Here is a 20,805-nt window from a genome sequence, read left to right as displayed (position 1 = left end):
GCCAGAGCCTTTTGCACCATCTGCCAGACTGGCGCGAAGAAAACCTGCAAAAATACATCTTTTAGCTCGTTGCTACGCTGGACGCAAACAAATTCCTGCAATTGTGCAGGCTTTTCGCCGAGAGCATAGGCTCAGATTCATTTTCATCGCAAATTCCTGCACTTTCGCAGGTTTTTTGCCCAAATGAACCATTTTCGCAGAAAAAGCCTGCACTTTTGCAGGCTTTTTCTCTGCCGGCCGCCAACGTCCCGCCCCTCAGCTACGCAATCTGCGTTGGAGAGGCGCAGGAAAAGTTCGGCTGGCGCCGCCTCTGGTTCCCCTGACAGGGGGATTTTGTTCATCATTCGTCTGCGGCCTCATCATGCGTCTCATGGTCGCCCGGATAGTTCCGCTGCATCCCTTCGTGCAGTTCGCGGTTTTCGTACGAAAACGGGCTGGGCGAGCGCTGGTCCTCCCGCCAAGGCGTGCTCTTGCCGAGCGATTCCAGAGGCAGGCTGGTGCCATAAGGGCCCTCGGGAAATTCCTCGGCGGCAAGGTCGTTGCGCTGCGACTCCACCGTCGCCAGATCGGCCGACTCGCGGCAGCTTTCTTGAATGAAGCCGTCCGGCTGCTTGTCGGTTTGCTCGCTGAAATCTTTGCTCATGGAAAAAGCCTCCTGTGTCTCGGACCTAAGAGCCGGCGGGCGAGTTGTTTTTTGAATAGCGACCGCCTAAATGCTTGCCGCTCACGCTCACGTCGCATAAATCCGCCTTTTCGCATACCACCGCACGCAGCTCCCAGCTGTATGCCTTCCACTAGGTGCGCCAGCCGGTCTCCTAAGTCGCTGTGTATGCTTTTTCCAGTTTTCCCAGCGCGCTTGTTAAATATCCGTAAAATGAATCGAGCCTATCACTTCCGATAAAAACGATCGCAGCTCTTCGGCCTCTTCCTCGCTGATTTTATAAGCGTATTCCAGGTAGCCTTCCTCGGCCAGATCGTCCGGACCGATGACGGCGCTGCGCCCGGTTTGCAGGTCGATCACCATCTTTTTACCGTAGTAGCGGGTCGTCGTCATAATCGCAAGATCGAAGCGGTGCAGCGTCTCGCCGACAAAACAAACAAACCGGGTCGTCGTTTCTTCCTTGTGGTCGTATAAAAAATCAAATTCAGACATAATGCCCTCCATCTGCTTGGCGTAGTATTCTGATTATACCTGAAAATACAGGTTAGCAAAACTTATCTTGCAACCGGACGGCGAACATGGTATGATTTGGATATTCAGAAAAGAGGAAGCACCTCTCTTACGCCAGGTGGCGCAGGAGAGGTGCTTTTTGTTTTTTCCGAACTACAAACTATAGGGATAGTCAGGAGGAGTGCAATGAACGTCGTATTTTTGAACACATTGGAGAAGGAAGCGGGGGATCATAGCGTCAGATCGGCGCAAGTTTCAATCAGAGAGGACCAGGGCATATGGAGCGTGCTTTGGCACGATAGGGACGAGCAGGGCGAAAAGGTGCAGGAGCTATGGTACGAGGGGATCAGCTGGGACGAGATGCTGACGGCTTTTCGCCAGGGGCTGCGGGACAAAATCCGCCAAGGCTTTCGCCCCTTGATCCGCGGGGATTGGGAATCGGGCCAGAGCCTGTCCGGCAAAGCCCGGATGACGCAGATGCTCGCCTACTACTGCGAGACCAATCCGCAAGAGGAGACCTACGAGAGCTTGCGGGTATGGAGAAGAGAGCAGGCTTCGCGCGAAGGCAAGGCGCCTTACATTTTGGCGACGAACCGCGTTCTGCGCATGATCTCTGTTTTTCGCCCGCAGACTGCGGACGAGCTGCTGCAAATTCCCGGCTTCGGCGGGCAAAAGGCGGCGATGTACGGCGCCGATGTGCTGAAGCTGACCGCCGGGCTGCCGCGGGAAACCGGCTTTCCGCTCGACTGGGTCGCGAAGGCGGTAGACCCCGGCCGGTTCGAAGCCTGGCTGACCGCGCAAAAAGAGCAAAAGCTGCGCGATGAGCTCGACCGGGAAGCGAACAAGCGCCGGCTGCTGGAAATCGTCGCGTCGGGCGGCTCACTGGCCGATCTGCAAGAGGGATTGCCGCTGCAGCGCCGGGACCTGCTGCTATGGATCGAAGATCTGGACCGGGAGGGCTACGATATGGAGCCGCTCATCGAAGCGGAACTGACTGTGATCCCGGAGGAAGATCAGATTAAGGCGTGGAACGCTTTTGAGACGGAAGGCCACCGTTACCTGAAGCCCATCCTCCAACGCATCGCCTCCGCCGAGGAGCTGAAAGGCAAGGAGCTGGACCGCGCATACGAATGGCTGCGCCTGCTGCGTCTGCGTTTCCGCAGGGAAAAGGAGAGCGCGACCCGAACAGCCGGAAATTTAGGTTTGACAGGCTAAATAGAATATGCTTTAATGGGTTCTAATCTTCATAAAGCGAAAGCGATGACGGACATGGGGCGAATCCCCGAGTAAGATTCATGTTGACTGCTGCAGAGAGTCGGTGGCTGGTGCAAGCCGATGCGTGCATGAAATCCGAATTACAGTCCCGAGTTGGTAAAGGGAACGTGCCAAACCGGCATCAGTAGCTTGTACCCGGCAGTCAAATGCCGTTATTGAATCGAAGTGAAAGAGGAAATGTGCGCCGGCGTGTTGGCGGGCATGTTTCCCTTTAATTAGGGTGGTACCGCGAGACAACCTTCTCGTCCCTTTGTGGACGTTGGAGGTTGTCTTTTTTATTTTTATAAACGGGAGGAATTCGTATGAATACAACAGATCGCCTTACTGAGGCTCAGCAGCGGGAAGTGGACCGCCAGCTGCGTGCAATCCGCCGCGGTGTCGCGGAAATCGTTCCGGAAGAAGCGCTGCGCAGTAAAATTGCGCATGCGGTTGTTACCGGCCGGCCGCTTAAAGTCAAGCTCGGTCTCGACCCGTCTGCGCCGGATATTCACATCGGGCATACGGTTGTCCTGCAAAAGCTGCGGCAGTTTCAGGATTTGGGCCACGAAGTCCAATTGATTATCGGTGATTTTACGGGAAAAATCGGCGATCCGACCGGCAAATCGGAGACGCGGAAGCAGCTTACGGACGAGGATGTCAAGCGGAATGCGCTGACGTACCAGCAGCAGCTGTACAAAATTCTCGATCCGCAAAAGACCGAGTTTTATTACAACTCCTCCTGGCTGGGCGAGCTGAAGTTCGAGGAAGTTTTGAAGCTGGCCGGCAAAGTGACCGTGGCGCGCATGCTGGAACGCGATGATTTTGCCAAGCGTTACGCGAACAATCAGCCGATTCATATTCATGAATTTTTTTACCCGCTGATGCAGGGGTACGATTCGGTGTCTTTGCAAAGCGACATCGAGCTGGGGGGCACGGATCAAACGTTCAATATCCTGATGGGCAGAACGCTGCAGGGGGCGTATGAGGTTAAAGACGGCCAGGTGGCGATTCTGATGCCTCTTCTGGAAGGCTTGGACGGCGTGCAAAAAATGAGCAAAAGCCTCGGCAATTATATCGGAATCGATGAGCCGGCGAACGAAATTTTCGGTAAAACGATGTCTGTACCCGACAGCCTGATGCTGAAATACTACGAGCTTACGACGTCAATCTCCGACGGGGAACTGGATGAGCTGCGGCAGGGCTTGCAATCGGGAGCGGTGCATCCCAGAGACGCCAAGGTCAGGCTGGCCAAAGAATACGTGCGTACGTACCACGGGGAACAAGCTGCGGAAGAGGCGGAGCGCCATTTCGTCACCGTGTTTCAAAAGCGGGCGCTGCCCGAGCATGTCGAGGAGGTGCTTTTGCCGGCGAGCGAGCTTGAAGCGGGAACCGTTTCGGTTGTTAAACTTCTCGTCGCCTTGAAGCTGCAAACGTCCAACGGGGAAGCAAGACGCAGCATCGAGCAGGGAGCCGTCAAAATCAACGAGCACAAAGTGTCCGATGTTCATGCGAACATCGCGCCGCAGGACGGCGATATCGTTCAAGTAGGCAAACGAAAATTCGCGAAAATCAAAATCGGCTGATCCGCGCAAAAAAGAACCTCCAGGCGCCGCGTCGGCGGATTGGAGGTTCAATTGTTGCGGTGTGCCGGACCAACGAGCCCAGCAGCGCTTACAGCCAGTCTTTTTTGCGGAACAGCACATACATGCCGACGCCAAGCGCTGCCATGAACGCGAGAATAATTTCGCCGCCGTACGGGATGTGCAGCCCGGGCATGCTTTCGAAGTTCATCCCGAACACGCCGGTAATGAACGTGAGCGGCATGAAGATCGTGGTCAGCGCGGTAAACACGCGCATGATTTCATTCGCCCGGTTCGCTACGCTGGACTGGTAAGCTTCTCGCAAGTTGCCCATCAGATCGCGGAGCGTATCGAACGTATCTACGATTTTTACGGCATTTTCGTAAATATCGCCGAAATATTTTTGCAGCTGATGGTCAATCAGCCTGAGATCTTTTTTATTCAGCGTACCGATCACGTCGCGTTGAGGGACCAGCACCTTTTTCAGCCACAAAATTTCCGAGCGAAGTCCGATAATTTCATTCAAATGCGACTTCTTGGTTGCCATGAGAATGTCTTCTTCCAGCTTTTCAATCTTGGCCTCGATACGATCGCCGACAGCGACGTAATTATCGACGACAAGATCGACCAGATGATAGAGGAAACGGTCGGCGCCGTTCACTTCTTCTTCCCAAAGAAACGGCTTCAAGGCGCGGAGTTCGTTGATCTTTTGCTTGGTGACGGTAATAATGACATGTTTGCCGAGGAAAATATTAAGCGCGCGCAGAAAAATTTCTTCGTCGTCAAACCGGATGCTGTTAATAACGATAAAATAGTACGAGTCATAAAATTCAATCTTGGGACGCTGTTCTTCCTCGCTTAAGCAGTCCTCCACGGCCAAATCGTGCAGATGAAACAAAGGTTGTAAAATCTCCAGATCTTCCACACCTGCATCTATCCAATAAAAGCCGCTCTCCGGAGGTGTTAGCGCGACGGTCACATCCTCAATCAAAGTAAATACGCCGTCTTGTACCCATCGTGTTTTCATCTGATTCCACCCCTTCGAATGGAAGCAGCCGTGCCAAAGCAGACTCCGTATGGTTAAGAGGCTACGGTTGAACGAAGCACCGGCTGCATTCCTGCCATATGAAATTGTGTATATTCCGTGCAGCTTCTACTCCTCGGGTCTCCGTCCACGCGTACTCCCCCCTTTGTCGGTTCTTGTTCGAATACTTGTCTAGTATAACCCTTCATTATGGGCGTTTCAAGCCAAAAAGTTCGATTTTTCATATGCCTTTCGGCTTCTAGAATAATGTATGGATCAAGGGCTTGTCGGGTGTTGGACATTGCCAATTTTGCCGGTTTTAACAAGTCCATGCAAACAGAATCCTTGACATAAGCGAAAATTATAGTATGATTAAAGACAACTGAATAGTTGCTTTTCTTATCAAGAGTAGGTGGAGGGACTGGCCCGATGATACCCGGCAACCGACAAACCTTTGTTTTCAAAGGGATGCACGGTGCTAATTCTTGCGGAACGCGGATACGCGAATTCTGAGAGATGAGAGAGGACATTGACAATGAACTTGTATGGCCTTTCTCGTCGCGGAGAAGGCCATTTTTATTTTCACCATGCAGATGTTAAAAAAAGGAGTGAACAGTATGCCGATCAAGATTCCCGACAACCTGCCGGCCAAAGAAATTTTAAACCAAGAGAACATTTTCACCATGGACGAAACCGTGGCGTACCACCAGGACATACGCCCGCTGAAAATTGCCTTGCTTAATTTGATGCCAATGAAAGAAACGACCGAAACGCAGCTGCTGCGTTTGATCGGCAACACGCCCCTTCAGGTGGAATTTGTGCTGCTGCACCCCAAAACGCACACCTCCAAAAATACGTCCGTCGAGCATCTGGAGCAATTTTACAAAACGTTTGACGACATCAAGGACGAAAAGCTCGACGGCATGATCATTACCGGAGCGCCGGTCGAGCAGATGGACTTCGAAGAAGTCAATTACTGGGAAGAACTGACGCAGATTATGGATTGGAGCAAAGAGAACGTCACTTCGACACTATATATATGCTGGGCTGCGCAGGCAGGGCTTTACTACTATTACGGCGTTCCCAAGTACTCCCTGGAAAACAAATTGTTCGGCGTATTCCCGCATACGATCGGGGTGCCGAATACGAAGCTGCTGCGCGGCTTTGACGAAGTGTTCTACGCGCCGCAATCCCGCCATACCGAATTTCGCAAAGAGGATGTCGAGCGATGTCCGGAGCTGGAAATTTTGTCCTCGTCCGAAGAGGCGGGCGTGTACATTACCGCGACGAAAGACGGGAAGCACATTTTCGTAACCGGCCATTCGGAGTATGACGCTTGCACGCTCAAATGGGAATACGACCGCGATGTGAGCAAAGGTTTGGACATTGCCATTCCGCGCAATTACTACCCGAACGACGATCCGGCCAGACAGCCTTACAATACGTGGAGAGCGCATGCGAACCTGCTTTTCTCCAATTGGCTGAACTATTACGTTTACCAGCAAACGCCATATGACTTGAATGTCGTAAAATCAGAAAGGCAGGTACAGGTTTAATGAAAATCGAAAGTCGTCTTGCTCAAATCGGTTCACAAAACGAGCCCGCAACCGGAGCGGTCAGCTTCCCGGTCTATCAAGCTACCGCGTTCCGCCATCCGAAGCTCGGACAAAGCACTGGTTTTGACTACGCGCGTACCAAAAGCCCGACCCGCAAAGTGCTCGAAGACGCGATCGCCGAACTGGAATCCGGTGACGCAGGCTTTGCCTGCTCATCGGGCATGGCTGCGCTGCAAACGATCTTCGCCTACTTCAGCCAGGGTGATCATCTGATCGTATCGCTGGATCTGTACGGCGGAACGTACCGCTTGCTGGAAAAGATCATGAGCCGCTTCGGCGTGACGGCCAGCTACGTGGATACGAATGATTTGGACGGTTTGGAAGCCGCTTGCCGGCCGAATACGAAAGGCATTGTGATCGAGACGCCTACCAATCCGCTGATGATGATTACCGATATTGAGCTTGTATGTACCTGGGCCCGTAAAAAGGGCATCGTGTCTATCGTCGACAACACGCTTTTGACGCCATTTCTGCAGCGGCCGATCGAGCTTGGCGCGGACATTGTCATTCACAGCGCGACGAAGTACCTGGGCGGTCACAACGACGTGCTCGCCGGACTGATCGTCACGAAAGGCAAAGAGCTTTCCGAGCAGATGGCTTTTCTGCACAACTCCATCGGCGCGGTGCTCGGCCCGCAGGACAGCTGGCTGCTCATGCGAGGCATGAAGACGCTCGCGCTGCGCATGGAGCGCCATGAGTTCAATGCGACGGCGATCGCCAAGTTCCTGCAGGAACATCCGCTCGTCGATGAAGTGTTCTACCCGGCGTTTGAGTCCCATCCGGGCTACGCGATCCAAAACAGGCAGTCGAGCGGCAACACCGGCATCTTCTCCTTTAAAGTGAAGGACGCTCGCCTGGTCGAGCCGGTTTTGCGCCACATCCGGCTGATCGCCTTCGCGGAAAGCCTTGGCGGCGTCGAATCGCTGATGACGTACCCGGCCGTGCAAACCCATGCGGATATTCCGCTGGAAATCCGCCAGCAAGTAGGCGTCGACGACCGCCTGCTGCGGTTCTCCGTGGGCATCGAGCACATCGATGACCTGATTGCCGATCTGGCGCGCGCGCTGGACCTTGCGCAAGCGGAGCTGGAGGGAGGCGCCGCCCGATGAGCGCTCACGATAAAGAAAACCGCAAGCCGCACGGCAAATTTGCGACCCGGTTGATCCATTTCGGCGCGGAAATCGACGAAACGACAGGGGCGTCCAGCGTGCCGCTGTACCAGGCATCGACTTTTCATCAGGCGGATCTCGAAGTTTCGCCGGAGTATGACTATACGCGTTCCGGCAACCCGACCCGCCAAGCTTTGGAAGATTACATCGCGCTTCTGGAAGGCGGTGTACGCGGCTTTGCGTTCGCTTCCGGCATGGCGGCGATTTCATCGGCTTTCATGCTGCTGTCCAGCGGCGATCACGTCATCTGTACGGAGGACGTGTACGGCGGCACTTACCGTCTGCTGACGACGATTATGAATCGCATGGGCGTCGAATCGACGTTCGTCGATATGACCGATATGGATCAGGTGCGGGCCGCGCTGCGTCCGAACACCAAAGCCGTGTTCATCGAAACGCCGTCCAATCCGACGCTCAAAATTACCGACATCGGCGAAGTCGCCGCGTGGTCCAAAGAGCACGGACTTCTGACTATGCTCGACAACACGTTCATGACTCCATACCACCAGCGCCCTATAGAGCTGGGCATTGACATCGTGCTGCACAGCGCGACGAAATTTCTCGGCGGTCACAGCGACGTCTTGGCCGGATTGGCCGTCGTGGCGAATGACAACCTGGGGGGCCGGATGAAGCAGATCCAGAACGGCATGGGCAACGTGCTCGGCATTCAGGATTCCTGGCTGCTTATTCGCGGAATGAAGACGCTGCAGACGCGTATGGAAGCATCCGAGAAAAGCGCGCGCAGACTTGCCGAATGGCTGTCCGAGAAGCCGGATATCGATTTTGTGTACTACCCCGGGCTGCCGAACCATCCGCGGAGAGACATTCATGAGAAGCAGTCCTCCGGCTATGGCGCTGTCGTTTCTTTTGACGTAGGCTCCGGTGAAAAAGCGAAAAAATTGCTTAGCAAAGTTCGGATTCCGCTCGTTGCGGTGAGCTTGGGCGCCGTAGAAAGCATCCTCTCTTATCCGGCTATGATGTCCCACGCTGCCATGCCCAAAGAAGTGCGGCTGCAGCGCGGCATCACCGACGGTCTCATCCGCTACTCCGTAGGGCTTGAAGATATCGAGGACATAATTGAGGATCTGGAGCAGGCGCTCCGGGGCTAGATGCATATGCAGCAACGCGAAGTGTACACGGCGCGTTGCTGTTTGGTTTTTTTGGACGGATTCCCGTCTGTAAGTTTTAGGTATTGGCACAATTAGCCGTGACTGTTCGGCGGAAAATATGTTACGATAAGCGTATACAAGTGCTTAGAAAAGAGGAGTGAGTAGACGTGAAACCGATTGATCGCATCTTACATAAAGCTTCGGCTGGCGGACGGATTGATGTAGAGGAATGCATCACGCTGTTCGAATCCGACCAAATAGAAAAAATGGGCCATACCGCCAATCAAATTATGCAAAAATGGCACCCGGAGCCGATTACGACTTTCGTCATCGGACGCAACATCAACTATACGAACATCTGCGACGTTTATTGCAGATTTTGCGCTTTTTACCGGCCTCCAGGCTCGGAGGAAGGCTATGTACTGCCGGATGAGACGATTTTCCAAAAAATTCAGGAGACCCTTGATGTAGAAGGAACGGAAATCCTCATGCAGGGAGGGACGAACCCGAACCTTCCGTTCAGCTATTACACGAATTTGCTGCGGGAAATCAAGAAGCGTTTTAACATTACGATGCACTCTTTTTCTCCGGCGGAAATTATGAAAATGCAGGACGTGTCGGACGGACTGTCCCTCGAAGAAGTCGTACGCCAGCTGCATGAAGCCGGATTGGACTCGCTTCCGGGCGGAGGCGCGGAAATTTTGGATGACCGGACAAGACGCAAAATCAGCAAATTGAAAGGCTCCTGGCGCGATTGGATGAACGTGATGCAAACGGCGCATAAGCTCGGCATGCACACGACCGGCACGATGGTGATCGGTTTCGGAGAGTCGATGGAGGAGCGCGCGCTGCACTTGCTCCGCATCCGGGACGCGCAGGACGATGTGCTGCTGCAAAAACTGAATACGCCGGGCTTCCTGGCGTTTATTCCGTGGACGTTCCAGCCCGACAATACGAACATGAAGGTCGAAAAAGCGTCGCCCGAGGAGTACCTCAAGACGCTCGCGATCAGCCGGATCATGCTCGATAACATCCCGAATTTCCAGTCCTCCTGGGTTACGATGGGACCGGAAATCGGCAAACTGACGCTCAGCTACGGCTGCAACGACTTCGGCAGCACAATGATCGAAGAAAACGTCGTATCTGCCGCGGGCACCACGCACAAAGTCAACATCGGCTCGACGCTGCAAATCATCCGCGAAGCGGGCAAAATCCCCGCACAGCGCAACACAAAATACGAGACTCTGCGCGTATTCAACGACGAGAGCGCGAAGGTGGATCGGGATTTTGTAATGCAGAACTAGGCAATAGCAGCATAATTATAGCGCTTATCTAATATGAATCCGCTGGAAGGATAAATATTTGGATAAGCGTTTTTTTGTCGTGCAGGAGCAGCAAGAGGGCAATTTTGGCCTTAAACAGACCATCCAGGGCCTTGCTCCAATAGGGGGAATGAGTTACAACAGCGATAAATGAATGGTACAATGAATTACAAACCGTGATGAGCAATAATTCGGGGGTGCGCAATGTATATCAGAACATACAATTCATCGGATCATGATGCTGTGTGGGAACTTCACAATCTAGGTTTAAATCAGACAGGTACAAATCTGGGAAATGGAAATTGGGATGATGATTTACATGATATAGAAAGCGTTTATCTTCAAAATCGCGGTGAGTTTTTAGTCGGGGTTGTTGACGAAAGGGTCGTTGCAATGGGAGCGTTCAGAAAAACGTCGGATACCTCTGCTGAAATAAAAAGAATGAGGGTACGTCCGGATTTTCAAGGGAAGGGTTGCGGGCGGTTGATTTACGAAAGTCTTGAAGCTAGTGCCGTCAGGCTGGGATATAAAAAACTGCATTTGGACACGACGGCCAAACAATCGCCTGCTCTAAAACTCTATGAAAAATTTGGATTCAAAGAAACAAGCAGGGCTATGTTTAATGGTTTAGAACTTATTTTTTATGAGAAAACGATAGACAACCGTTAAGGGAGATGACAAATGAAGCTAAAAAGAACAGCTTGGGCTGCATTCGCTATCGTGTTTGGATGCTCCTTGATTTTAGCGTACTCCGTACCGTCTTTCGCCTGCGCTTGTGAAGGAGAGGCCCCTAATGACCTCGGTGGCTATGCAATTTTCTTTCTTGGAATTTTTATTTTTCTAAGTATTACTGTGTTTACCATGATAATGTCGATTAAAGTATTGATGCATTGGAGAAGCTCCAACAATAAAAACAAAACCCCAGTAAATGGGGCGAAAGATTAGAAAATCCTGCAGGTGTCCAACAAAACAATAGCAAGCAAGTCAAACAAAACCAAAGGCAAAATAAACGGAAAAAAGGAGATGTGTGCTTTTCCATCTTTACGGTTCGGTACAACTTTGAGATATACTCTGGAGCCGTCGACTTTCGCAATTTTGCCTCTGTACGTTCCATGAATGGTTGTGATTTGAACGGTTCGGTTCACATATTTTTTGCATTTATTTCTCATTGCAATTACGGACATTGTTTGTCCACCTCCTTACCAGTTGATAGATTAGTATATGATTGGAGATAGAATTGTGTGTGGATTTATGTTAGAAGAATGGATCTAATCTACCGAATGATCGTACATTTTTAATAGAGTAGGCGACACTTTAGTTTTTACGTCGTTGGAGAAATTTAGAAGGCGGGATACGGCTCTTTTTGCGTGGGATCAATATGATAACGTATGGGTGTATAGCGGCGATGTGGGAACTTATGTGTGGCATAAAGATCATGAAGAAAACTGGAGCAAAGCTGCATATGCATCAAATAAGAGTCTAGCTCCTCCTGATGTATTTAAAAAGATTCGACCTAATCTCTTTGGAAATTAGCCGGAATCAAAACCCGCCTTGCGGCAAACGCATGGCGGGTTTGAGTTTTTATGAGCAAGGTGGAGGCCGCCCACAAGCCAGAGCTAGTCACAAACTCTGCCTAGTTGCGCGAAAAAACCTGCAAAAGTACAGTTTTTTGCTCGATGGATACGCTGGCCACGAAAAATTCCTGCAATTGTGCAGGCTTTTTGCCGCGAATAGGGGCTCTGGTTCATTTTCATCGAAAATACCTGCACAATTGCAGGCTTTTCGCCAAAATGGACCACGTTTACGAAAAAAACCTGCACTTTTGCAGGTATTTTCCCTTCCAAGCCGCCTTGCCCCCATCACTTCAGCACTGCAACCTGTATAGGAGATACGGGTCCCGTTCAGTACTGCAACCTGTATAGGAGAGACGAGTTCCATTCAGCGCCACAACCCGTGTAGGAGAGACGAGTTCCATTCAGTACTGCAACCCGTGTAGGAGAGACGAGTTCCATTCAACGCCGCAACCTGTGAAGGAGAGGCATGGCCTACTTCACGCCGCGCAACCCGAGTAAGGGAGGCACGGGTTGCGCCGCTGTCAAGTCAATTAGCCTCCTCAAACGCAGGGGTATAGATGACGGTTTTGTTTTTGCCGGTTTTTTTGGCTTTGTACAAAGCCTGGTCTGCGCCGGTGAAAAGCTGTTCTTTGCTGCTTCCTTTTAGATACTGGCTGAGACCTATGCTGATCGTTACCGCGTGGCCGTTGCATTCCTCGTACTTCGTTTGCGAAACGTGCCAGCGGATATGCTCAAGGATCTCGAATACCTCTGAAATGCTTTTTTCCGTGAAAATAATCGCAAATTCTTCGCCGCCATACCTGGCTGCAAAATCGTTGAGTCCCACCCGCTCTTTCAATACGGCGCCTACTTTTTTCAGTACGGCGTCACCGGCTCTATGCCCGTAGGTGTCGTTGATTTTTTTGAAATTATCAATGTCGAGCACGGCCACATGGATGAATAAATACCCGCATTCACTTTGCTCGATAAGCTTTTCCAAATATTCATGAAACGAAATGTGATTGTATAGATCGGTCAAGGCATCCGTTTTTGAGAGCTTGTCCATCAATATATTTTTGATCATGAGCTCTTGCTTCGACTCTGTAGTTTTTCTCAGGTTGTCCAGCAGCTCGACGCCGTGCCTCATAATGCCGAGGGCAATGAAGGAGGCAAATCCGACAATCGGGATCATGGAGACGAGGTCCTGGGGCATGTAGCCCGCAAAATGGCTCAATCGATTCAGATAAAGGATGAAAATCGAAATGCCCGTCAGTGCGATGGAAAATATAATTCGTGATCGCTGGAAATAAAAAATCGCTATGAGAATCGGCAGCAGCAGGCTGAGTATCACGCTTTTCACGTCAGGATTTACATAAATGACGATAAAAACAATTATCGCGCCGCCGCTGATAACACAATAATCCAAAAGCTGATCGGCGAATTTGTGGGCGATTTCCAATATAAGCATGACGAGAATCATGACCAGCGTCGGAATGGCGATATGTTTGAGCACATCGTGGTCACTGGCTTGCCCATAGAGGAGGTGGAGGAATTCTACAGGAATGAGCGCTATGATAACTCCCCAGTAAATGTTGATCAGTTTGCGGTTCCATTTTTTCCTGTCTTGGCTATACGCGTTCGCTTCCATCGGCATTTCACTCCACTGAATATCCTACTTAGGAACTAAGCATCTGTATCATACCACGAATAACTCGCCAATTGGAATAACTTTCCTTGAAAATTCGACAATACTTGCTAACATCAGCTGGCAAATTGTTCGTTGTATATCTAATTCTGATCGACCATATACTTTTATCAGGATGTACAGATGGAAAGGAGAGTGGGGTCATGGAGCTGTTTGCAATTGCTGTTATGAATGCGGATGAATCTTATGTCAGTAAGCTAAGTTCACAGATCGAGAACGAGCTGAGGCTTTTACATATGCTTCAAGTAAAATATACGCTGCATGGAAAATATGCATACATTTATGGGGAAGCGGATTTGAAAAAAGAGGATCCGGCGTCCTTGCAAAGCAAGCTGACGGAAGGGCTTGCCGGCGTGCTGGCGGATCATATTATTACGGTCAAAGAACCGTCCATTCTCCGCGAATTGATGAGCAAGGAGTTTAAATTCGAAGCCAAGGAAGATATGGATCTCGTTGCGGGATACTGCAACCAGTTATTGGACGGCAAGAGCGATTTTGCCGAGTCTGCGCGTTCCACCCTTGGAGTGGGGACTGCCCGTCGCAAGCAAATATTGGTGCAGCTGCTTATTCAGTATTTGAAAGAGCGGCACGAGTTTGTATTGGAAGGCTTTCTTCGGTTCCGGCTGCAGGAGTATTTGGGCGAATTGCGGGAAATTATCGAGTATGCAGTCGATGAATTTATGATGGACCGACAGTACCAGGAGTTTATTTCTCTGCTCCAGTATTTCGTATATATTCAGGAAGCCAAAATACCCGCGGCTCATCTGATTCATAAAGGCGGGCACGAATTTGCTATATTGAACGAGCGGTTTGAGCCAATCGATACGAATGAAGTGGATGCGACTTTCAAGCTTGAAGTGCTGGAAAAAGACATTAATTTCGAAGATATGATTGTCAGCACCCTGATTTCCGTGTCTCCCGCCACCATTTACATCCACACCCGGGAACCGGAAGTTCCGATTATTAAGACGATCATGCAAATATTTGAAGACAGAACGAGCGTGTGCTCATACTGCCGTCTGTGTCATTCCCGTCTGGGCGACCGCCAACAGGATCAGCTTTACCCTTGACCTCGGCCGCTGAGCCAACTATAATAGATGCGAAGGCGTTAAGATCAAAGATACGAATTTGTTGCATGAGCTGTTCAGAGAGAGGAGACCCGGCTGCAAGCTCCTTCAGTGAATCTGCAAGTTTACCCCTTTGAAGCCGTGCTGTGGAACTTGGCTTTTTAACAGGCTAACAGTAAACCGCACCGCGTCATCCCCGTTACCGGATGCTGATGAGGGTTCGCTATACATCCATCGGATGCCGGCGAATCGAACTAGGGTGGAACCACGAGCTGAACGCACTCGTCCCTTTTGGGATGAGTGCTTTTTTGCGTTCATAACGATGTTACAGGAGGATGCAGGACATGGTTGTACAAGTGAAATTGCCTGATGGGGCGATCAGAGAGTATGCAGTCGGCACAACAATTGAACAGGTGGCGGAGTCGATTTCGACCGGACTCAAGAAAAACGCGATTGGAGGCAAAGTGAACGGCAAGCCGGTTGACCTTTCGTTTGCTTTGGAGCATGATGCGGATGTGGAAATTTTGACGCTCGACAGCGAAGACGGACTGGAAATATACCGTCACAGCACGGCCCATCTGATGGCTCAGGCGATTAAACGCATTTATGGGCAAAAAGCGGTCAAACTGGGCATCGGGCCTGTTATCGAGGACGGTTTTTATTACGACATCGATCTGGAATCGCCGCTGAACCCGGAAGATCTCGTCAAGATCGAAAAGGAAATGGAGCGCATCGTGCAGGAGAATCTGCCGATTACCCGCAGAGTCGTAAGCCGCGAAGAAGCGGTTCGCATTTTCTCGGAGCCGGAAGATCCGCTGAAGCTGGAATTGATTCGCGATCTTCCTGAGGAAGCCGTCATTACGATTTATGATCAAGGCGAATTTTTCGATCTTTGCCGCGGACCGCATCTGCCTTCTACCGGAAGAATCAAAGCGTTCAAGCTGCTCAGCGTCGCGGGAGCCTACTGGCGCGGAGACGCCAAGAACAAAATGCTGCAGCGCATTTACGGAACGGCGTTCCCGAAAAAAGCGCAGCTCGACGAGCACCTTCACCTGCTGGAAGAAGCGAAGAAACGGGATCACCGCAAGCTCGGCAAAGAGCTGAAAATGTTCGCTTTCTCCCGCGAGGTTGGCCAAGGGCTGCCGCTTTGGCTGCCGAATGGCGCGAAGCTTCGCCGGACGATGGAGAGATACATTGTCGATTTGGAAGAACGTCTGGGCTACAGCCACGTCTACACACCGGTGCTTGCCAATGTAGAGCTGTACAAAACTTCCGGCCATTGGGAGCACTACCATGAAGATATGTTCCCAAAAATGATTATGGACAACGAGGAGCTCGTGCTTCGTCCGATGAACTGCCCGCATCATATGATGGTGTACAAAAGCGACATGCGCAGCTACCGCGACCTGCCTGTAAGGATCGCCGAACTTGGAACGATGCACCGCTACGAAATGTCCGGCGCTTTGACAGGGCTGCACCGCGTCCGCGCGATGACTTTGAACGATGCGCACATTTTCTGCCGTCCGGATCAAATCAAAGAGGAATTCGCGAGAGTCGTCAACCTGATCCGCGAAGTGTACGAGGATTTCGGCATCACCGATTACCGCTTCCGCCTGTCTTACCGCGATCCGAAGGATACGGAGAAATATTTTCCGGATGATGAAATGTGGGAAACTTCGCAGCGGATGCTGCGCGAGGTGGTAGAGGAGCTTGGCCTGCCGTTCTTCGAAGCCGAAGGCGAAGCGGCCTTCTACGGTCCGAAGCTCGACGTTCAGATCAAGACGGCGCTCAAGAAAGAAGAGACGCTTTCCACGGCGCAGCTGGATTTCCTGCTGCCTGAGCGCTTCCAGCTGGAGTATATCGGCGAGGATGGCCAAAAGCACCGACCTGTCGTTATTCATCGAGGCATTATCAGCACCATGGAGCGGATGACCGCATTTTTGCTGGAAAATTTCGCCGGAGCGCTGCCGACATGGCTCATGCCGGTACAAGCGAAAGTGATTCCGGTTTCGCCGAACTACGAGGCTTATTCCAATCAAGTCACTGAGCGCCTGCTGCGCGCCGGCATCCGCGTCGAAGCCGATAACCGCAACGAGAAGCTCGGATATAAAATCAGGGAAGCCCAATTGGAAAAAATCCCTTACATGCTCGTTGTGGGCGAAAATGAAGTGACCGGCGAAAGCTTGTCCGTCCGCAAGCGGGGGCAAGGCGATCTGGGCACGCATCCGGTCGCGCAGGTTATTGAAATGATCAGCGAAGAGATTCGCAGCAAAAAATAAAAAACGGTTTTTGGCAGGGGAGCCCCAGGCTCTCCTGTTTTTTTGTTTTTTATATGCATAAGTCGGCATAATCAGGAAACCTTAACAGTGAGTCCGGACCCTTCGCAGGTATAAAGCGGGGAGGAGTTGGACAACCTGCTATAGTAGGGGGAGGTATCGAAAATTATGTTGACTGAAATGTTGAGCCAGTCCAAATGGTTCAGTTTGCTTTTGCTCGTTAATATGCTGTTTGCATTTTTCGGACACGATGACGCCCAAGTTGCCCAGCCGCAGCGGCAGGTTCAATCGGCGTCGGCGGACACTTACACCGATTCCGGCTCAAACGGGCAGGCCGTCCGTTCAATTCCAAGCTATGGCGCGGCGGACGCCGCCACTTATATACCGATGAAGCTGGAAGAAGCTCCGCTGCAAACCGCGCCTGCGGCGATTCCCGTATCCAGGGAGCAGCAGGCAAACTTCAAATATGCGCCTAAACTGGACTCTGACTTGTCTAAACTGAAGGCGGTGGAAGTTGTGGCCACGGGGTATTTCGCAGGCAAGGAATCGACAGGCAAAAACCCGGATCACCCGGAATACGGAATTACGTACTCGGGAATTAAAGTAAAGCGCGATGACAAAGCTTTGTCTACGATCGCCGCCGATCCGACGGTATTCCCGCTGGGTACCGTTTTGTTCATACCCGGTTACGGATATGGAGTCGTAGCGGATATCGGCAGCGCCATCAAGGGCAAAAAAATCGACTTGTATTTCGATACGAAAGATCAGGTTTACAAAGAATGGGGCAAGAAAACCGTTAAAGTTTATATCGTGAAAAACGGAACGGGCAAAGTGACCGAAATGATTTGGAACCAGCTGAAGGATGAGATTTTGGCGCCGAGCAAGGCGCTTTAGACTCCAGAAGCGAGCCGTAAATTTTTCCATCATAATTACTCCTGCTTGGGAAACACTATTTATATAGGGGAGGTGATGGACATGGCTAAGAACAACAACAAAAAACCGGCACAAGAAGTGGAATTTGCCTCCGAAGCTGCAGTACCTAACAAACAGTCGCAGCAGCAGGCGAACACTCAAACTCAAAACCAAAGCCAAAATCAATAACGAAATAAACAACATAACCGAAAGAGGGACAATCTTGTCTCTCTTTTTATTTTTCTTTTCAACCTCTGCTTTTTTCGATATAATGTAACAAAAAATAACATAAGTTCCTTTTTGGGAGGGGTGCCAATTACCTATGAAAGAAGATGCGAAAAGCACAAGCTTGCTCTACGGATTCATTCTGCTCGGGATTGCAGTCAGCTTATTGTCAGTCATGTGGCCGTCCCGGTTGCTGATTGCCGCCACGCTGGCTGTTTTTTTGTTTTTGGGGGTTTATTTAACGCTTCGGCGCCCGAATTTTTCGAGATCTTCCGGACAACGCGCGGAGCAGCTGCAGCAGGAAGAACAAATGATCGCGTTTATCCGGGAGTCGCAAGTAGTGGCGGACCGTTTGGCGGGCGCGGTCGAAGAAGTGAGCCGTTCCGTCGGGCAGCTGAACCGAATCGCCGATGCTTCCATTCAAGGCGAGGAAGAGCTCAAAGCGCGGAGCAGCCAGGCGGTCGGGCGATTGCAGGGAGCGTTTGCATCCATGCAGCAGGTAGCTGCAGCGGCCGATCAAATATTGGACTCCTCCGTTCATATGCACCGCGAAAGCGAGCAGACGAAAAATACGGTCGTTGACGTATGCAGATCGTTGAATGCAACCGACGAAGTTATGAATGATTTGCACAAAAATACCGATATCATGCAAAAGAAAATACAGGATCTTACCGTACATACGTCCAAGATCGAGGAAATCAACATATTTATTGCCGAGGTTGTGGCCCAGACTTCGCTTCTGGCCTTGAACGCTTCTATCGAAGCGGCACGGGCGGGCGAACAGGGGCGCGGTTTTTCCGTCGTGGCGCAGGAGATTAAAAAGCTGGCTGCACAGAGCCATGATGCGGTCACCCGCTCTTCCGAAATCCTCACATCCATTGAAAGCGGCGTTTCTCAAGTCGTTGCGGCTGTAGCAGAGGAGAAAAAATCCGTCGAGCACGGAATTTTAGAAATGAAAGTGATGAAGGAAAAAATCGATGAGATTTTTTCACTGGTTCTCCACGTGAACGGCCTCGTGTCGGGCACAACGAGCGCTACGGAACAGCAATCGTCGTTAGTTGCAGGTGCGGCGTCATCGCTCGGCCATGTCGTCGACTTGATGAACGAGACCATGACAAGCGTAGAGGACACGCTGGAACAAATGAAAAAGCAGCGCAAGGAAGTAGCGATGCTGCAAAATATGAAGCAAAATCTGGGGCGCTCCTCGGCAGAATTAATTACCGCCATTCAGGCGGTCAATCTCCGGAAGCGCGAAGCGGCGGCTCATGCGAATGTCAATGAGATGAAGCGGGTGCTTGGCTCCATTGTTCTGATGCCTGACATCGTATCGCTGGATGAAGGGACGCATGCTTCGCAGTTGAGCGCCGTTTTGCGAAAAACGGAAGGGATCGAAGCGATTTGGTCGAATCGCGCGGACGGTACCTTCATCTATTCCTTGCCGGAAGCGGGCTTGGCTAATGCCAAAGGCCGGGAGTGGTGGAAACGGGCTATGGAAGGCGAGCTGTTCATATCTGAAGAGTACGTGTCGGCCATTACCAAAAAACCATGCATTACGCTGTCCAAAGCTGTACTTGACGCGCATGGAACCCCTGTCGGTGTCGTGGGAATCGATTTAGAGCTGAAATAATAGTTCTCATTTTTATTGTTTTAGTGTAAAATAAGATTACTGTGATGAATGTTAACATGGGGAGATAGGTGACATGTTATGTTAAGTGCAATGCAATCGGACGGAACGCCTCAAAGTAAAACAAGAAAAGCTGCCGAAATATTTCCGTTTCTGGAAGCGTATATTGCCCGCAGGGAGCAGCAAGTTGCGGAAATCGAGCAAGTGGTCGAACGCTATGAGAGGAAAAGATTGAAAGAAGAACGGGCGTACCAATCGATGTCTTCTTTTCGGCGCATGTTCTCGGGCAAGAAACCGGATCATCATCTGGCGGTCGAATATATTCATTATGTAAAGAAACCGATGGAACAAGTGCGGAAGCTGCGCGAGGAGATCGACCAAGCGCGCGCCATTCTGAATGATTCCAAGCCGAACGATGACATTGCCGTACCGGCCGAGCTCGAGCAGCACTTATTTGAATAAGCGTTGAGCGTGAGCAAGCAAAAGAACCTTCGAATCCGCAAGTGAAGTGGATTCGAAGGTTCTTTATTATTTTTAAAAATCTCATTTGGGCGGGGGTTAACAATCGCAAATGGAATTTTCCGGGACGGCCCCGTTCTTACACACGGTGCCGGACAAAGATTCAAGAATGAGTAGGCCCAGGCCGTTTATGAACGGGTGGGAGCGTGTGTGCCTGCAATCATACAGGCACCAGAACCCCGCGCTGGGGCTGGTGGCACAATCTGTCCGGCTGCTGCACTGGAAGAAAAAAAATGCAAACGTCAGCTACCCAGAACCCCCACGTCAGAGCTGATGGCACAATCGGCCCGGCTGCTGCACTGGAAGAAAAAAATGCAAACGTCTGCAACCCAGAACCCCCACGTCAGAGTTGATGGCACAATCGGCCCGGCTGCGGCACGGAAGAAAATGTGCAAACGTCAGGCTATCCAGAACCCCCACGCAGAGGTGATAGCACAATCTGCCAGACTGCGGCACGGAAGAAAATATGCAAACGTCAGGCTACCCAGAACCCCCACGCCAGAGGTGATAGCACAATCTGCCAGACTGCGGCACGGAAGAAAATATGCAAACGTCAGGCTACCCAGAACCCCTACGTCAGAGGTGATAGCCAAAATCTGCCAGACTGCGGCACGGAAGAAAATATGCAAACGTCAGGCTACCCAGAACCCCCACGCCAGAGGTGATAGCCCAAATCTGC

The 20,805-nt window shown here is 51.1% G+C and carries 20 protein-coding genes and 1 riboswitch; of the genes, 14 read left to right on the top strand and 6 right to left on the bottom strand.

The window, feature by feature from the left end; all coding sequences use genetic code 11:
• Positions 1 to 340: 340 nt before the first annotated feature.
• Positions 341 to 643: a hypothetical protein gene (locus AC3G2T_RS23315; RefSeq protein WP_474686922.1), complete on the bottom strand. Its 303-nt coding sequence runs from the start codon at positions 641 to 643 to the stop codon at positions 341 to 343.
• Between the two features lie 216 nt (positions 644 to 859).
• The gene (locus AC3G2T_RS23310) at positions 860 to 1,153 is read right to left on the bottom strand and encodes a DUF3055 domain-containing protein (RefSeq protein ID WP_474686924.1); all 294 of its coding nucleotides are present in this window, start codon (positions 1,151 to 1,153) and stop codon (positions 860 to 862) included.
• Between the two features lie 204 nt (positions 1,154 to 1,357).
• On the opposite strand from AC3G2T_RS23310, the gene AC3G2T_RS23305 reads away from it, so the two are divergent.
• Both AC3G2T_RS23305 and tyrS read left to right on the top strand, forming a co-directional pair.
• Positions 1,358 to 2,386: an HRDC domain-containing protein gene (locus AC3G2T_RS23305; protein WP_474686925.1), complete on the top strand. Its 1,029-nt coding sequence runs from the start codon at positions 1,358 to 1,360 to the stop codon at positions 2,384 to 2,386.
• A 362-nt stretch (positions 2,387 to 2,748) separates the two neighbouring features.
• A complete protein-coding gene (gene tyrS / locus AC3G2T_RS23300; protein ID WP_474686927.1) occupies positions 2,749 to 4,008 on the top strand; it encodes a tyrosine--tRNA ligase in 1,260 nt (419 codons plus the stop codon).
• Positions 4,009 to 4,096: 88 nt separating this feature from the next.
• Here tyrS and corA read toward each other — a convergent pair whose 3' ends face one another.
• Complete coding sequence (gene corA / locus AC3G2T_RS23295; protein ID WP_474686928.1) at positions 4,097 to 5,032, bottom strand: magnesium/cobalt transporter CorA; 936 nt, start codon at positions 5,030 to 5,032, stop codon at positions 4,097 to 4,099.
• Between the two features lie 393 nt (positions 5,033 to 5,425).
• Positions 5,426 to 5,552, top strand: a riboswitch (SAM riboswitch).
• A gap of 94 nt (positions 5,553 to 5,646) precedes the next feature.
• Between corA and metA the strand changes: the two genes are divergently transcribed.
• The 6 genes from metA (at position 5,647) to AC3G2T_RS23265 (ending at position 11,190) form a co-directional block, all read left to right on the top strand.
• Positions 5,647 to 6,585 carry a homoserine O-acetyltransferase MetA gene (gene metA, locus AC3G2T_RS23290; protein ID WP_488437076.1) on the top strand — a complete coding sequence of 313 codons (939 nt, stop codon included), beginning with the start codon at positions 5,647 to 5,649 and terminating at the stop codon, positions 6,583 to 6,585.
• Complete coding sequence (locus AC3G2T_RS23285) at positions 6,585 to 7,754, top strand: aminotransferase class I/II-fold pyridoxal phosphate-dependent enzyme (RefSeq protein WP_488437075.1); 1,170 nt, start codon at positions 6,585 to 6,587, stop codon at positions 7,752 to 7,754. Before metA ends, AC3G2T_RS23285 begins: the two co-directional genes overlap by 1 nt.
• Positions 7,751 to 8,923, top strand: coding sequence for a trans-sulfuration enzyme family protein (locus AC3G2T_RS23280; protein WP_488437074.1), 1,173 nt, complete (start codon positions 7,751 to 7,753; stop codon positions 8,921 to 8,923). The genes AC3G2T_RS23285 and AC3G2T_RS23280 overlap by 4 nt, the downstream gene beginning before the upstream one ends.
• A gap of 167 nt (positions 8,924 to 9,090) precedes the next feature.
• Complete coding sequence (mqnC, locus tag AC3G2T_RS23275; protein ID WP_488437073.1) at positions 9,091 to 10,227, top strand: cyclic dehypoxanthinyl futalosine synthase; 1,137 nt, start codon at positions 9,091 to 9,093, stop codon at positions 10,225 to 10,227.
• Between the two features lie 222 nt (positions 10,228 to 10,449).
• Positions 10,450 to 10,914 (top strand): GNAT family N-acetyltransferase, encoded by a 465-nt coding sequence (locus tag AC3G2T_RS23270; protein ID WP_488437072.1) that lies wholly within the window; start codon positions 10,450 to 10,452, stop codon positions 10,912 to 10,914.
• A gap of 12 nt (positions 10,915 to 10,926) precedes the next feature.
• The gene (locus tag AC3G2T_RS23265; RefSeq protein WP_474686938.1) at positions 10,927 to 11,190 is read left to right on the top strand and encodes a hypothetical protein; all 264 of its coding nucleotides are present in this window, start codon (positions 10,927 to 10,929) and stop codon (positions 11,188 to 11,190) included.
• Here AC3G2T_RS23265 and AC3G2T_RS23260 read toward each other — a convergent pair.
• The 3 genes from AC3G2T_RS23260 to AC3G2T_RS23250 all read right to left on the bottom strand — a co-directional run bounded on the left by AC3G2T_RS23260 (position 11,187) and on the right by AC3G2T_RS23250 (position 13,446).
• Complete coding sequence (locus AC3G2T_RS23260; RefSeq protein WP_488437071.1) at positions 11,187 to 11,429, bottom strand: hypothetical protein; 243 nt, start codon at positions 11,427 to 11,429, stop codon at positions 11,187 to 11,189. The genes AC3G2T_RS23265 and AC3G2T_RS23260 overlap by 4 nt on opposite strands.
• 432 nt (positions 11,430 to 11,861) lie before the next feature.
• Entirely contained in the window at positions 11,862 to 12,089 is a 228-nt protein-coding gene (locus tag AC3G2T_RS23255; RefSeq protein ID WP_474686941.1) for a hypothetical protein, read from the bottom strand.
• 256 nt (positions 12,090 to 12,345) lie between these two features.
• Positions 12,346 to 13,446 carry a GGDEF domain-containing protein gene (locus tag AC3G2T_RS23250; protein WP_488437070.1) on the bottom strand — a complete coding sequence of 367 codons (1,101 nt, stop codon included), beginning with the start codon at positions 13,444 to 13,446 and terminating at the stop codon, positions 12,346 to 12,348.
• Positions 13,447 to 13,646: 200 nt separating this feature from the next.
• Here AC3G2T_RS23250 and ytxC point away from each other — a divergent pair, with 200 nt between their 5' ends.
• The 6 genes from ytxC to AC3G2T_RS23220 all read left to right on the top strand — a co-directional run bounded on the left by ytxC (position 13,647) and on the right by AC3G2T_RS23220 (position 20,069).
• Complete coding sequence (gene ytxC, locus AC3G2T_RS23245) at positions 13,647 to 14,573, top strand: sporulation protein YtxC (RefSeq protein ID WP_488437069.1); 927 nt, start codon at positions 13,647 to 13,649, stop codon at positions 14,571 to 14,573.
• A 341-nt stretch (positions 14,574 to 14,914) separates the two neighbouring features.
• Positions 14,915 to 16,849: a threonine--tRNA ligase gene (gene thrS / locus AC3G2T_RS23240; RefSeq protein ID WP_474686946.1), complete on the top strand. Its 1,935-nt coding sequence runs from the start codon at positions 14,915 to 14,917 to the stop codon at positions 16,847 to 16,849.
• Positions 16,850 to 17,014: 165 nt separating this feature from the next.
• Complete coding sequence (locus AC3G2T_RS23235) at positions 17,015 to 17,740, top strand: 3D domain-containing protein (RefSeq protein ID WP_474686947.1); 726 nt, start codon at positions 17,015 to 17,017, stop codon at positions 17,738 to 17,740.
• Between the two features lie 81 nt (positions 17,741 to 17,821).
• A complete protein-coding gene (locus AC3G2T_RS23230; protein WP_474686949.1) occupies positions 17,822 to 17,947 on the top strand; it encodes a hypothetical protein in 126 nt (41 codons plus the stop codon).
• A 133-nt stretch (positions 17,948 to 18,080) separates the two neighbouring features.
• Positions 18,081 to 19,610 (top strand): methyl-accepting chemotaxis protein, encoded by a 1,530-nt coding sequence (locus tag AC3G2T_RS23225; RefSeq protein ID WP_488437068.1) that lies wholly within the window; start codon positions 18,081 to 18,083, stop codon positions 19,608 to 19,610.
• A 78-nt stretch (positions 19,611 to 19,688) separates the two neighbouring features.
• Positions 19,689 to 20,069 (top strand): hypothetical protein, encoded by a 381-nt coding sequence (locus AC3G2T_RS23220; RefSeq protein ID WP_474686952.1) that lies wholly within the window; start codon positions 19,689 to 19,691, stop codon positions 20,067 to 20,069.
• The last annotated feature ends 736 nt before the right edge of the window (positions 20,070 to 20,805 follow it).

It is taken from the genome of Paenibacillus sp. sgz302191, from assembly GCF_057749925.1.
The sequence above is the reverse complement of the archived record's forward strand: the minus strand, read 5'-3'. Positions and strand labels throughout refer to the sequence as shown.

Bases quoted from the DNA above. Each gene is read 5' to 3' on its own strand.
- AC3G2T_RS23315 (WP_474686922.1), bottom strand. From the start codon at position 643: ATGAGCAAAGATTTCAGCGAGCAAACCGACAAGCAGCCGGACGGCTTC.
- AC3G2T_RS23310 (WP_474686924.1), bottom strand. From the start codon at position 1,153: ATGTCTGAATTTGATTTTTTATACGACCACAAGGAAGAAACGACGACC.
- AC3G2T_RS23305 (WP_474686925.1), top strand. From the start codon at position 1,358: ATGAACGTCGTATTTTTGAACACATTGGAGAAGGAAGCGGGGGATCAT.
- tyrS (WP_474686927.1), top strand. From the start codon at position 2,749: ATGAATACAACAGATCGCCTTACTGAGGCTCAGCAGCGGGAAGTGGAC.
- corA (WP_474686928.1), bottom strand. From the start codon at position 5,032: ATGAAAACACGATGGGTACAAGACGGCGTATTTACTTTGATTGAGGAT.
- metA (WP_488437076.1), top strand. From the start codon at position 5,647: ATGCCGATCAAGATTCCCGACAACCTGCCGGCCAAAGAAATTTTAAAC.
- AC3G2T_RS23285 (WP_488437075.1), top strand. From the start codon at position 6,585: ATGAAAATCGAAAGTCGTCTTGCTCAAATCGGTTCACAAAACGAGCCC.
- AC3G2T_RS23280 (WP_488437074.1), top strand. From the start codon at position 7,751: ATGAGCGCTCACGATAAAGAAAACCGCAAGCCGCACGGCAAATTTGCG.
- AC3G2T_RS23270 (WP_488437072.1), top strand. From the start codon at position 10,450: ATGTATATCAGAACATACAATTCATCGGATCATGATGCTGTGTGGGAA.
- AC3G2T_RS23265 (WP_474686938.1), top strand. From the start codon at position 10,927: ATGAAGCTAAAAAGAACAGCTTGGGCTGCATTCGCTATCGTGTTTGGA.
- AC3G2T_RS23260 (WP_488437071.1), bottom strand. From the start codon at position 11,429: ATGTCCGTAATTGCAATGAGAAATAAATGCAAAAAATATGTGAACCGA.
- AC3G2T_RS23250 (WP_488437070.1), bottom strand. From the start codon at position 13,446: ATGGAAGCGAACGCGTATAGCCAAGACAGGAAAAAATGGAACCGCAAA.
- ytxC (WP_488437069.1), top strand. From the start codon at position 13,647: ATGGAGCTGTTTGCAATTGCTGTTATGAATGCGGATGAATCTTATGTC.
- thrS (WP_474686946.1), top strand. From the start codon at position 14,915: ATGGTTGTACAAGTGAAATTGCCTGATGGGGCGATCAGAGAGTATGCA.
- AC3G2T_RS23235 (WP_474686947.1), top strand. From the start codon at position 17,015: ATGTTGACTGAAATGTTGAGCCAGTCCAAATGGTTCAGTTTGCTTTTG.
- AC3G2T_RS23230 (WP_474686949.1), top strand. From the start codon at position 17,822: ATGGCTAAGAACAACAACAAAAAACCGGCACAAGAAGTGGAATTTGCC.
- AC3G2T_RS23225 (WP_488437068.1), top strand. From the start codon at position 18,081: ATGAAAGAAGATGCGAAAAGCACAAGCTTGCTCTACGGATTCATTCTG.
- AC3G2T_RS23220 (WP_474686952.1), top strand. From the start codon at position 19,689: ATGTTAAGTGCAATGCAATCGGACGGAACGCCTCAAAGTAAAACAAGA.